We start from the raw sequence: 11,551 nt of genomic DNA on the forward strand, positions 1-11,551 counted from the left end.
TCGTGTGGTCGGGCTCAGGCGGCGGCGGTGGAAACCGCAGCGGCGGCCGGCGTGTAGTCGAAGGTCTTGATGCCGGCGACGATGAGGTCGGGGGCAATGTCCATGGACCACGCCGCGGCAATGGCAGCGAGCAGGGCCGGCGTGTCCGGGCGCAGGCCGCCGGGCAGGCTCAGCGCGTCCAGCGTGCCCAGCACGCGCTCGGCGGCGCCCGTGGCCAGGATCACCTGGTTGCCGCGCACGAAGACGGCACGGCCTTCGCTCTCGCAACGGTGGGCCGCTACCACGGGGCTGTCGGCCTGCATGGAATAGAACAGCACCTCGCCGTCGCACAGGCGGGCCAGGTCGGCCACCTGCTCGATATCGGCATTGAGCACGCCCGCGCCTTCGTCCAGCACCACGTCGATCTGGGTGCGCATCACGCGCGTCATCTGCGACTGTTCATGCACGTCATGGTCGGGCAACTGCTCGAAGCCGTCCATGTCGGTGACCACGCCGACCAGGCAGCGGTCGTAGGCCAGGCCTTCCTCCAGGATGGAGCGGGCCGTGGTCTGGATGACGGCGGCCTGGGCCAGGCGGTTGGTCAGCAGGCGGTGGGCGCCGGCCCAGTTGGCGGTGTTGGTCTTCTGGGTCTGGCGGTTGGACAGGAACATGCCCTCGCTGCTGGCCACGCCCGTGAGCTTGCCCGACAACTGCAGCAGCCAGCCCACCAAGCGGGCCGTGAAACCGTTGTTGCGCGTGCCGGCAATGCCGACCAGGGGGATGCGGCCGGCGCCCGTGCCCTCTTCGGTGCGCGGGAACAGGTGGTCGGCGATGGCCATGCCCACGGGGCGCGGCGCGCCGCTGGTGGGCTTCAGATGCATCAGCAGGCCGGGGCCGGCGTTGACTTCGAGGATGGCGCCGCCCTGCTCCTTCATGGGGCGCGAGACGTCCTGCAGGATCATGTCCATGCCCGCGATGTCCAGGCCCACGATCTTGGCGGCCAGCGTGGCCATGTAGGCCACTTCGGGATGGACTTCGTCGGTGCAGTCGATGGCCATGTTGCCGTTGCGCTGCAGCAGCACGCTGGTGCCCTGGGCAGGAATGGTGTCGGGCGTGACGTTCTGGCGCTTGAGTTCCAGCTTCACGGCCGGGGCTTCGAGGTTGATCCAGTCCAGCGGGTATTCCTGCTCGGGGCCGCGGCGCGGGTCCTGGTTGACCACGGCGACCAGTTCGCGAACCGTGGACTTGCCATTGCCGGCCACGCTCACGGTCTCGCCACGGCAGGCGGCAACCACCTTGCCGCCCACGACCAGGATGCGGTGCTCGGTGCCGTCGATGAAGCGTTCGACGATGACGTCCGAGCCTTCGGGCTGGGCCAGCGCGAAGGCGGCCTTGATGTCGGCCTCGTCGCGCAGGTCCAGCGTCACGCCGCGTGCGTGGTTGCCGTCCGAGGGCTTGACGGTGACGGGAAAGCCGATGTCCTGCGCCACTTCCCAGGCTTCCTCGGGGCTGTGGACGATCTGGCCTTCGGGCACGGGCACGCCGCAGGCGGCCAGCAGGCGCTTGGTGAAGTCCTTGTCCTGGGCAATGCCCTCGGCGATGGCGCTGGTCTGGTCGCTCTCGGCGGTCCAGATGCGGCGCTGCGCGGCGCCATAGCCCAGTTGCACGAGGTTGCCGTCATTGAGGCGGATGTGGGGGATGCGGCGCTCGCCGGCCGCATCGACGATGCAGCCCGTGCTCGGGCCCAGGTAGCGGTCGTTGATCTCGGTCTTGATGGCCTTGATGGCGGCCTTCAGGTCGAAGGGCTCGTCATTGATGGCGGCCATGATCAGCCTGTGGCCATGGGCCAGGGCCGTGCGCGCCACGGTTTCCTCGGGGCAGCGGAAGACCATGCGGTACACCCCGCGCTGCGAGATCTCGCGGGTCTGGCCGAACTCGGCAGGCATGCCCGCCAGGTTCAGCAGCTCGATGATGATGTGCTCCAGCACGTGGCCGCACCAGGTGCCGCCTTCCAGGCGCTGGATGAAGCCGCCGCGCTCGCCCACGCCGCAGTGGTGCTCGACCAGGTCGGGCAGCCAGGCCGTCAGGCGCTCGTTGAAACCGGGAAGCTTGTTCGAGGGATAGTCCTCCAGCTCGCCCAGATCCAGCCAGACCTCCAGCACGGGACGGTAAGTCCAGACGCTGGGTCCACGCAGGTAGGTGGTGCGCAAGAGTTGGATGTCTTTGAATTTCGCCATGTCGGTCAACGGGTAAGCGTGAACGACGACCCGGATTCGGATCGCCGGAGAATGGGAGAGGATTGTGCGCCCAGAAAACCCATGCGCAGTGTTGTCAGCCTAAACCAGGGTTGGCGCGTTGAGCAGGGTATGCCGTGCAACGCGCGGGATATCCACCGGGGAGCTGCGGTTGCCCGCATGACACCAGGAGCCGCCAGGGGCGGGAAAAACAACTCAACATGCAAGAACACCATTCTGTGGACGTTTCGGCCTTCCTTGCCAGCCCCCGCGGGGCTGAGCTGCGAGCCAGGCTCGCTTCCAATGAAAACGTGCTGGCCCTCGCCACGGTTGACCTGACCCTGGATATGCGCTTCGGCGAAGGCTGGGTTGTCCTGACCAACCAGCGCCTCATCGCCTGTGATCCTGAGGATCAGCGATGGAGTGAGTGGATACTCTCTGTCGATCAGAATTTGCGTACGCTGGACCACGGCGGCGTGGGCAACCTCGAATTGCATGGTCCTGCGGCTCGGCTGGCGCTGTGGCGCTTCACCTTGCGCCACCAGGCGGGCGTATTGCGCCTGCTGCAACAGTTCGATCACCAGCGTGAGCGCATGGCGCGTGGCGAGGACTTCGACGGGCCCGAGGACGATGTGCCCCGCTGCCCGGCCTGCCAGACCGAGCTGCCGCCCGAGGCCGACGAATGCCCGGCCTGCGCACGCCAGCAGGGTCCGCAGACCTCCACCTGGGTGCTGCTGCGCCTGTGGCGCTTTGCCCATCCCTACCGGCACCAGCTGCTGCTGGGCTTTTTGCTGACCCTGGCCTCCACGGGCGCCACCCTGGTGGCGCCCTATCTGACCATTCCCATCGTGGACAAGATCCTGATCCCGTTCCAGAACGGCCAGCAGATCGACAGCAGCCTAGTGGTCTTCTACCTGAGCGGCCTGCTTGCGGCGGCGCTGGTGGCCTGGGGCCTGGGCTGGGCGCGCACCTTCGTGCTGGCCAAGGTCTCCGAGCGCATTGGCTCGGACCTGCGCACGACCACCTACAACCACCTGCTGACGCTGTCGCTGGACTACTACGGCAGCAAACGCACGGGCGACCTGATGGCGCGCATCGGGGCGGAAACAGATCGCATCAATTTGTTTCTATCCTTGAACGCGCTGGATTTTGCGACCGATGTGCTGATGATCGTGATGACCTCGGTCATCCTGTTCTCCATCAATCCATGGCTGGCCCTGGTCACCCTGGTGCCGCTGCCCTTCATCGCCTGGATGATCCACCTGGTGCGTGACCGCCTGCGCACGGGCTTCGAGAAGATCGACCGCGTCTGGTCCGAGGTGACCAATGTGCTGGCCGACACCATTCCCGGCATCCGTGTGGTCAAGGCCTTCGCCCAGGAAAAGCGCGAGGCCGACCGCTTCGCCCAGGCCAATCTGGTCAACCTGCAGGCCAACGACAAGGTCAACAAGACCTGGTCGCTGTTCACGCCCACGGTGACGCTGCTGACCGAGATCGGCCTGCTGGTGGTCTGGGGCTTCGGCATCTGGCTGGTGGCGGGCGGCCAGATCACGGTCGGTATTCTGACGGCCTTCATCGCCTACATCGGCCGCTTCTACAGCCGCCTGGATTCGATGAGCCGCATCGTCTCGGTCACACAGAAGGCGGCAGCCGGCGCCAAGCGCATCTTCGACATCCTGGACCACGTGAGCAACGTGCCCGACCCGGTCAACCCGGTCAAGCTGCCGCGCGTGCAGGGTGCCATCACGCTGGACAACCTGACCTTCCGCTACGGCAGCCGCGCCGTCATCAAGAACCTGGATCTGCAGATTCGTCCGGGTGAAATGATCGGCCTGGTCGGCCACAGCGGCTCGGGCAAGAGCACCCTGGTCAACCTGATCAGCCGCTTCTACGACGTGAGCGAAGGCTCCATCCAGCTCGACGGCGTGGATATCCGCCGGCTCAAGGTGTCGGACTTCCGCAGCAACATCGGCCTGGTGCTGCAGGAGCCCTTCCTGTTCTTCGGCACCATTGCCGAGAACATCGCCTACGGCAAGCCCGACGCCACGCGCGAGGAAATCGTGGCGGCCGCGCGTGCGGCCCATGCCCATGAATTCATCCTGCGCCTGCCGCATGGCTATGACTCCCTGGTCGGCGAACGCGGCCAGGGCCTGTCCGGCGGCGAGCGCCAGCGCATCTCCATCGCGCGCGCGCTGCTGATCGACCCGCGCATCCTGATCCTGGACGAGGCCACTTCTGCCGTGGACACCGAGACCGAGAAGGAAATCCAGAAGGCGCTGGACAATCTGGTGCAGGGCCGCACGACGATTGCCATCGCCCACCGTCTGTCCACGCTGCGCAAGGCAGACCGCCTGGTGGTCATGGACCGGGGCGAGATCGTGGAAGTGGGGCCGCACGACGAACTGATGGAAAAGCAGGGCGCCTACTGGCGCCTGTACCAGGCCCAGGCGCGGCGCGCCGAAGAGGATGCCCAGGCCGCAGGCCTGACCCTGGTCGCAACCACCATCGAGGAATAAGCCATGTCCACTGCCCAACATTGCGCCGCCGGCGCCGATCTGAGCCGCGTACGCGTGGAGCGCAACGCCCATGGCCGCCTGGTGCTGATCCTGGCCGACGGCACGCGCCATGAATCCGTGGTGCCCGTGCGCGCCTTTCCCATTGCCGCGCCGCTGCAAGGCCTGTCCCTGGTCTGTGCCGATGGCAAGGAGGCGCTTTGGGTGGACCACATGGACCACCTGCCCGCGCAGGCCCGCACGCTGATCGAGCAGGATCTGGCCGTGCGCGAGTTCGTGCCCGTCATCCAGCGCATCCGCAAGGTGTCCAGCTATTCCACGCCCAGCACCTGGGACCTGGAGACCGACCGCGGTCCCGCGCAGCTCGTGCTCAAGGCCGAGGAGGATATCCGCCGCCTGTCGGGCCGCACGCACCTGATGATCACCAGCCAGGACGGCGTGCAGTTCAGCGTGCCCGACAGCACGGCGCTGGACCGTGCCTCGCGCAAGATGCTGGAGCGTTTCCTCTAGCGCCTGGTCAGGGTGGTTTCGGGGTTTACCCTTGGTTTGAGGCAGGCCTGGGCGTCTTTCAAAAAAAGCGCTTCAGTTCTTTCAGGTTCTGTCGATGATGAGGCGACGGCGGGAAATTCCCGCCCACAGCACACATCCAGCAAGAGGGTCGAGCCATGCCAATTCCACCTGTTGACCGATCGCCCATACCGTGGCGCCCGCAAAGCGCCGATCTGTACTCCACCGGCGCGTCGGGCGCGGTGCCCGTGCGTCCCGTGAACGCTGCCAATCCTGTCGAATCCACGGACCGCATCGGCGAAGGCCGTGTGATTCGCGATCCTGAAAAACCGTCCGTGGTGGACCAGGAAAACCGCGACTGGACGCTGGCCGAGGAGATCAAGCAGAAGGAAGAGGTCGAGGAGCCGCCCAAGGAGCCGATTTCCAAGCAGCTCATCGAGTTCATCCAGTCCATGTGGCGCGCCAGCGCCATGGCCGTGGAGCAGGCCCAGGAGGTCAGCAAGGCCGATGACGTGGCCCGCAACAAGCTGCAGGTGCGCGAGGAGCCGTTGACCTATTCGGAACCCAAGGTCAAGCGTACCGGCGGACTTTGAGTGTCAGTGGCTGAATGCGCAGGCTCAGTCCCTTGAGCCTTCGCCTTCCTTCGTGTCCCCGGCAGCGGACACGGCTGCGGCATGCTCTGCGGCCTTTGCCTCTTCGGCCTGCGCCTTGGCCTTTGCCTTGTCGCGCTCGGCGCGGTACTTGACGGCAAAGGCCTGCACCTCCGCATAGGAGACGTAGCCGTCCTTGTCAGTGTCGGCCTCGTCGAAGGCCGCCGCCAGGCGCGGGAACAGCGCCACTTCGGTGCGGCTGAGCTTGCCGTCCTTGTTGAAGTCCAGCATCTTGAATTCGCGCTGGGCCTTGATTTCCCCCTTGGTCAATGGCGCCGGGCTGGCCGAGGCCTGTCCGGTGGACGCCTTGTCGGCCGTCTCGGCCGCCTGCGCGCGCGCGGCGGGCAGCATGAAGGCGCTGGTCAGCAGGACGGCAGCGGCGGCCTGCAGCACAGGCGGCCGGCGCAGCAGGGCGGAGCGGTTCATGAGGGGAAAATGCATTGACTTTATTTGGGCACGGAACCGGCATTTGCAAGCACGGCCGGCCCGCCCTTTGCAATTGTTTACTTCAGCGGATCGGCGTCCGGATTGGAGATGCCGCTGTTCACATGGCCTGCGGGCACACGGCGGGCCGCCGAGCTGACATGGCCCGATTGGTCGTCGAAGAAGAAATCCGGCTCGAACTCGCGCAGGAAGGGGCCTTTTTCCAGGCCGCCGAGGAACATGGCCTCGTCCACGGTGATTCCCCAATCGAGCAATGTGCGGATGGCGCGCTCGTGCGCCGGCGCACTGCGCGCCGTCACCAGGGCCGTGCGAATGCGCATGGTCTGGGACGAGTCCGCCTGCTGCTGAAGCCGGTGAAGGGCTTGCAGCAGGGGTTTGAACGGCCCTTCTCCCAGGGGCGTGGCGGCATGGGAGACCTCATGGTGCAGAAAGGCCGGCAGCCCGCCTTGCTGGTAGATGCGCTCGGCCTCGTCGGAGAACAGCACGGCATCGCCGTCGAAGGCAATGCGCACTTCCTGCGGGTAGCGGTCGCCTGCGGGCGTGGAGTCGACCATCACGCGCGCCGCGGGAAAGCCGATGGACAGGGCCTTGCGCACATCGACCTCGTTGGCCGAGAGGAACAGGTGGGCGCCCAGCGGCCGCAGGTAGGAAAACGGATCGCGCCCGCGCGTGAACACGCCGCGCTCTATGTGCATGTCGGCCGCCTTGGCCGAGGCGAACACGCGCATGCCGCTGGCCGGGTCGTTGCGCGAGAGCATCATCACCTCCACGCGCTGCACTTCGGGCGTATTGAAGGCCAGCAGCTTGCGCACCAGCGGGAAGGCGATGCCCGGGCGTGCCGGCTGGTGCACCAGGTCCAGCTGGCGGCGCATGTAGGCCTGCTCGTCGCCCGCATCGAACAGCCGGTTCTCTTCCTCGAAGTCGAACAGTGCGCGCGATGAGATGGCAACGACCAGCTTGTCTTGCAGGGTCACGGGCATGGCTTGGCGCTTGTCGCTATTTGACGAACTGGTTGAGCTGGATGATGGGCATGAGCACGGCCAGCACGATCAGGGCCACGACCATGCCCATGGCCACGATCAGCAGCGGCTCCAGGATGGTGGCCAGGTGCATGGCGCGGCGCTGCACCTCGGTGGACAGCTGGTTGGCCGCGCGCTGCAGCATCACGGGCAGCTGGCCGGTCTGCTCGCCCAGGCGGGCAAACATGGAGATCAGGCCCGGGAAGCGCTTTTTCTGCGCCAGGGCCGAGGCCAGCGGCGCGCCCTCGCGCACCAGGGCCAGCGCGTCCATGGCATCGGCGCGCAGCGCGCGGTTGCCCAGCGTTTCGGCGGCGGCCTGCAAGGCCTTGAGAATGGGCACGCCCGCGCCAGCCAGCATGGCCAGCGTGCCGGCAAAGCGTGCCGCGTTGTAGTTGCGCGCCAGCCGGCCGATCAGCGGCAGGCGCAGCCACCAGGCGTCGAAGCGCTCGCGCAGCACGGGGTTCTTCATGGACAGCCGGAATCCCACGGCGCCCAGCACCAGGGCGACCAGCGCGGCCCAGCCATAGCTGCGCACGAAGTCGCTGAGCGCCAGCATGGCCACGGTGAGCCAGGGCAGGGCGCGCTTGGTGCCCGCGAACACGCTGGCCACCTGGGGCACCACGTAGCTGACCAGGAACAACACGATGACGATGGCCACCAGGGTCACGATGGCCGGGTACAGGGCTGCGCCAATGAGCTTGGACTGCAGGGCCTGGCGCGATTCCAGGTCGTCGGCCAGCCGCTCCAGCACCGGGCCCAGGCTGCCGCTGGCCTCGCCGGCGCCGATCACGGCGCAGTAGATGTCGGAGAATTCGCGCGGGTGCTGGGCCAGTGCGCGGGCAAAGGTGGAGCCTGCGTTGACCTCGGCGCGCAGCGCGGCCACCAGGTGGTGCTGGCGCGGGTCGTCGGCTTCTTCGGACAGCGCGGCCAGTGCGCGCTCTATGGGCAGGCCTGATCCGACCAGCCCCGCCATCTGGCGCGTCCACACGGTGAGCCCTGTGGAGCCAAGGACGGGGCGGGTCAGCCAGCGCGAGGCGCCACCCTGCGGGCCGGACGCCGACCCCGAGGCCACGATCTCCACGGCCATGGGCACCAGGGCCTGGGCGCGCAGCTGGCTGCGCGCAGCGCGCGCGTTGTCGGCTTCGATCGTGCCCTTGCGGGTCTGACCTTGGGTATCCAGGGCTTCGAAGGAAAAGGCAGGCATGCGCGGCGGGAGTCGGGAGGGGCTGGGGAAGGATGGCGTTCAGGAAACGCCAGGCGGCGATCCAACCCCCGATGGTAGCCGCTGCCGGTGACGGCTGGATGGCGAGGCCGTCTCGGGCCTCGTCCCCAGGTCCCGGAGGTTCCTATGCCGGCTGGGCGGCCAGGTCCGCTTCGTTGAGCTGGATGGAGCGCAGCGAGGCCGGGCGTTCCATCAGCGGCTGGCCGTAGTCGCTGAACTCGGGCAGCGCGGGCAGCAGCTTCATCATCGTCCCCCAGCGCAGGTAGCTGGCCATGAGCACGTCGGCCGCGGTGAACTGGTCGCCGCACAGGTAGCGCCTGCCGGCCACGGCCTGGCGCAGCGTCTGCACCACGTCGTCATAGCGGCCATAGCCGGCGGACATGGCCTGGTCGGCCGTCTGCTGCTCCAGGTGGCCCTGGCTCTTGGCTGTCATCAAGGCGTCGACGGGGCCGGCCAGGAAGAACATCCAGCGGTGGTAGACGCCGCGCAGCGGGCTGTCCACGGCCGGCGCGAGCCTTCGTTCGGGGAAGATGTCGGCCAGATAGGCAAGGATGGCGGCCTGTTCGGTGATCACGGTCTCGCCGTGCACCAGGGCGGGGACCTTGCCCATGGGGTTGATGGCCAGGTAGTCGGCAGCCTTCATGGTGCTGCCGAATTCCAGCCGCACGGGCTCATAGCGGGCGCCGCATTCCTCCAGCATCCAGCGCGCGATGACGGCGCGCGAGCGGGGGTGGAAGTAAAAGCGCAGAGGCTTGATCGAGTCGTTCATGAAGGCTCCCAGTGGTTTGAATGCATGGCGAGAAGGCCATGGGAGCGACTGTAGGAGGCCATGCTGACAGTTTTTGTCAGCAGTGGTGTCAGCGGACCGTGTAGCCCAGTTGCCGCGACCAGCGTTCGATCAGGCCGCTGCGGTGGTCGGGATAGCGTTCCTGCAGATCGGTGACGGAGCGCACGCGGTCGGCGCGGAAATGGCGGAAGTCCTGGCGCAGTTCGCACCAGGCCGCAAGAATGCGCCGCTGGTCGAAGAAGGCCATGGCAAAAGGCCAGATCCGGCGCTCGGTCGGCTGGCCCTTCTCATCCGTGTAGTGCAGCAGCACCCGGTGCTGGCGCCGTATCGCCAGGCGCAGCGCGGTCTGCCAGGGCTCGGTCACGGATTCGTGGCAGATGGGCGGCACCAGCAGGCCGCTGGTGTCCACCTCGATGCGCAGCTCCAGCGGCAGCGCGCTGCGTATGCGGTCCAGCGCGGCGGTGGCGGCCTGGGCGAGCTCGGGGTCGGCCTGGCGGCTGGCCCAGCGCGCGCCCAGCAGCAGGGCTTCCAGCTCATCGGGCGTGAACATCAGCGGCGGCAGCAGAAAGCCGGGCCGCATCTCGTAGCCCACGCCCGGGTCGCCCGCAATCGCGGCACCCTGTTCGCGCAGGGTGGCGATGTCGCGGTAGAGGGTGCGCAGGCTCACGTCCAGCTGCCGGGCCAGCACCGGCCCTGCCTGGGGCAGGCGCGCGCGGCGCAGCAGGTCGATCAGCTGCAGCAGCCGGGCGGAGCGGCTCATGCCTTCAGCGGCCCATGACGCCGGCCGTGATCTCCAGCGAGCGCAGGCGCAGGTCGCGGTCATACACGTCGCTGACCAGGATCAGCTCGTCGGCCTCGGTGTCGGCCTGCAGCTTCTGCAGGCGCGTGCGCACCTTGTCCGGGCCGCCGATGGAGGCCACGGCCAGGAAGTCGCCGATGGCGCGGCGCTCCTGCTCGCCGAGCTGGGCCGCATAGTTCTCGATGGGGCGCGGCAGCAGTCCGCGCCGGCCCGTGATGATGCCCAGCACGCGCTGGTAGGTGCTGCTGGCCAGGTACTCGGCCTCGTCATCGGTGGGCGCGGCGATCACGGGTGCGCCGACGATCACGTAGGGCTTGGCCAGTTGGGCCGACGGCTTGAACAGGCTGCGGTACAGCTGTACGGCCTGGTAGAGCATGCGCGGCGCGAAGTGCGAGGCAAAGGCGTAGGGCAGGCCCAGATGGGCTGCGAGCTGGGCCGAGAACAGGCTGGAGCCCAGCAGCCAGATCGGCACGTTGGTGCCCGCGCCGGGCGTGGCCACCAGCTTTTGATCCGGCGTGGCCGGGGCCAGCAGGCGTTGCAGCTCCATCACGTCGCGCGGGAAGTCTTCCTCGGTCTCGACGCGGTCGCGGCGCAGGGCGCGCATGGTGGCGCCATCGGTGCCGGGCGCACGGCCCAGTCCCAGGTCGATGCGGCCCGGGTACAGCTCGGCCAGCGTGCCGAAGGCTTCGGCCACCACCAGCGGGGCATGGTTGGGCAGCATGATGCCGCCCGAGCCCACGCGGATCTTCGAGGTGCCGCCTGCGATATGGCCGATCAGCACGGCCGTGGCCGAGCTGGCGATGCCGGGCATGTTGTGGTGCTCGGCCAGCCAGTAGCGCTCGAATCCCAGTGCCTCGGCCTTGCGGGCCGTGGCCAGCGCGATGTCCAGGGCCTCGGCGACGGTGCCGCCTTCGCGCACGGCCACGAGGTCGAGCATGGACAGACGGACTTCATTGAATGATGTCATGGCAGGTTCCAACTTCCAGTTCACGGTGGGTGGGGGCGGCGCGGGCCTTGCCGCGCCAGGGCATTCCTGGTGCGCGTTCGCGCACTCAGTTTCTTCTGGACATTTCCCGCGCGCAGGTGATGCCCAGCACCACGCACCAGACCAGGGGGAGGATGGCTGCCGCCAGATGGTTCTCGCCCTGCTGGATGGCCAGCCAGGACAGCGGCAGCGCCACCAGCGCCGACAGGCGGATGACGCGGCGCAGCTGGCTGGTGGACAGCCGTGACTTGAACCACCACAGGGCGATGTAGCTGATCAGGCTCAGCGTGGCGACCCACAGGAACAGGTCGCCGCCATAGGGAGCGCTCCAGGCGCGTAGGGATTCCAACATGCCGACCATTGTGGCAAACAGGGATGCCCCGTGCTGCGCAGGGTCGGGCGTGGCCGCCTG

11 protein-coding genes are annotated in these 11,551 nt (G+C 67.6%); 3 read left to right on the top strand and 8 right to left on the bottom strand.

Annotation, left to right across the window (positions count from 1 at the left end):
• Nucleotides 1-14: 14 nt before the first annotated feature.
• On the bottom strand, nucleotides 15-2,216 hold the full coding sequence (locus G4D77_RS21225) for a cyanophycin synthetase (protein WP_016450863.1): 2,202 nt from the start codon (nucleotides 2,214-2,216) through the stop codon (nucleotides 15-17).
• 218 nt (nucleotides 2,217-2,434) lie between these two features.
• On the opposite strand from G4D77_RS21225, the gene G4D77_RS21230 reads away from it, so the two are divergent.
• From G4D77_RS21230 to G4D77_RS21240, 3 genes are all read left to right on the top strand, one after another.
• Nucleotides 2,435-4,729, top strand: a complete 2,295-nt coding sequence (locus G4D77_RS21230) for a cyanophycin metabolism-associated ABC transporter (protein WP_016448747.1) — start codon at nucleotides 2,435-2,437, stop codon at nucleotides 4,727-4,729.
• Between the two features lie 3 nt (nucleotides 4,730-4,732).
• The gene (locus tag G4D77_RS21235; RefSeq protein ID WP_016448746.1) at nucleotides 4,733-5,236 is read left to right on the top strand and encodes a cyanophycin metabolism-associated DUF1854 family protein; all 504 of its coding nucleotides are present in this window, start codon (nucleotides 4,733-4,735) and stop codon (nucleotides 5,234-5,236) included.
• A gap of 155 nt (nucleotides 5,237-5,391) precedes the next feature.
• Nucleotides 5,392-5,826, top strand: coding sequence for a hypothetical protein (locus G4D77_RS21240; RefSeq protein WP_016450864.1), 435 nt, complete (start codon nucleotides 5,392-5,394; stop codon nucleotides 5,824-5,826).
• A gap of 24 nt (nucleotides 5,827-5,850) precedes the next feature.
• Here G4D77_RS21240 and G4D77_RS21245 read toward each other — a convergent pair whose 3' ends face one another.
• The 7 genes from G4D77_RS21245 to G4D77_RS21275 form a co-directional block, all read right to left on the bottom strand.
• Nucleotides 5,851-6,324, bottom strand: a complete 474-nt coding sequence (locus G4D77_RS21245) for an EF-hand domain-containing protein (RefSeq protein ID WP_154833532.1) — start codon at nucleotides 6,322-6,324, stop codon at nucleotides 5,851-5,853.
• 62 nt (nucleotides 6,325-6,386) lie between these two features.
• Nucleotides 6,387-7,307 (bottom strand): 5'-nucleotidase, encoded by a 921-nt coding sequence (locus tag G4D77_RS21250; RefSeq protein WP_213757733.1) that lies wholly within the window; start codon nucleotides 7,305-7,307, stop codon nucleotides 6,387-6,389.
• Between the two features lie 16 nt (nucleotides 7,308-7,323).
• Nucleotides 7,324-8,550: a type II secretion system inner membrane protein GspF gene (gene gspF, locus G4D77_RS21255; RefSeq protein WP_154833534.1), complete on the bottom strand. Its 1,227-nt coding sequence runs from the start codon at nucleotides 8,548-8,550 to the stop codon at nucleotides 7,324-7,326.
• A 142-nt stretch (nucleotides 8,551-8,692) separates the two neighbouring features.
• Nucleotides 8,693-9,337 (bottom strand): glutathione S-transferase family protein, encoded by a 645-nt coding sequence (locus G4D77_RS21260; protein ID WP_016448741.1) that lies wholly within the window; start codon nucleotides 9,335-9,337, stop codon nucleotides 8,693-8,695.
• A gap of 88 nt (nucleotides 9,338-9,425) precedes the next feature.
• Complete coding sequence (locus G4D77_RS21265) at nucleotides 9,426-10,115, bottom strand: helix-turn-helix transcriptional regulator (protein WP_016448740.1); 690 nt, start codon at nucleotides 10,113-10,115, stop codon at nucleotides 9,426-9,428.
• Nucleotides 10,116-10,119: 4 nt separating this feature from the next.
• Nucleotides 10,120-11,121 (bottom strand): LLM class flavin-dependent oxidoreductase, encoded by a 1,002-nt coding sequence (locus G4D77_RS21270; protein WP_016448739.1) that lies wholly within the window; start codon nucleotides 11,119-11,121, stop codon nucleotides 10,120-10,122.
• Between the two features lie 85 nt (nucleotides 11,122-11,206).
• A complete protein-coding gene (locus G4D77_RS21275) occupies nucleotides 11,207-11,491 on the bottom strand; it encodes a hypothetical protein (protein ID WP_223275171.1) in 285 nt (94 codons plus the stop codon).
• Nucleotides 11,492-11,551: the final 60 nt, after the last annotated feature.

Origin of the sequence: Delftia sp. WY8 (assembly GCF_018437695.1) — a bacterium.
GTDB classification, from domain to species: domain Bacteria; phylum Pseudomonadota; class Gammaproteobacteria; order Burkholderiales; family Burkholderiaceae_C; genus Comamonas; species Comamonas tsuruhatensis.

Coding starts and splice junctions, on each gene's coding strand:
- G4D77_RS21225 (WP_016450863.1), bottom strand. CDS start 2,216: ATGGCGAAATTCAAAGACATCCAACTCTTGCGCACCACCTACCTGCGT.
- G4D77_RS21230 (WP_016448747.1), top strand. CDS start 2,435: ATGCAAGAACACCATTCTGTGGACGTTTCGGCCTTCCTTGCCAGCCCC.
- G4D77_RS21235 (WP_016448746.1), top strand. CDS start 4,733: ATGTCCACTGCCCAACATTGCGCCGCCGGCGCCGATCTGAGCCGCGTA.
- G4D77_RS21240 (WP_016450864.1), top strand. CDS start 5,392: ATGCCAATTCCACCTGTTGACCGATCGCCCATACCGTGGCGCCCGCAA.
- G4D77_RS21245 (WP_154833532.1), bottom strand. CDS start 6,324: ATGCATTTTCCCCTCATGAACCGCTCCGCCCTGCTGCGCCGGCCGCCT.
- G4D77_RS21250 (WP_213757733.1), bottom strand. CDS start 7,307: ATGCCCGTGACCCTGCAAGACAAGCTGGTCGTTGCCATCTCATCGCGC.
- gspF (WP_154833534.1), bottom strand. CDS start 8,550: ATGCCTGCCTTTTCCTTCGAAGCCCTGGATACCCAAGGTCAGACCCGC.
- G4D77_RS21260 (WP_016448741.1), bottom strand. CDS start 9,337: ATGAACGACTCGATCAAGCCTCTGCGCTTTTACTTCCACCCCCGCTCG.
- G4D77_RS21265 (WP_016448740.1), bottom strand. CDS start 10,115: ATGAGCCGCTCCGCCCGGCTGCTGCAGCTGATCGACCTGCTGCGCCGC.
- G4D77_RS21270 (WP_016448739.1), bottom strand. CDS start 11,121: ATGACATCATTCAATGAAGTCCGTCTGTCCATGCTCGACCTCGTGGCC.
- G4D77_RS21275 (WP_223275171.1), bottom strand. CDS start 11,491: ATGTTGGAATCCCTACGCGCCTGGAGCGCTCCCTATGGCGGCGACCTG.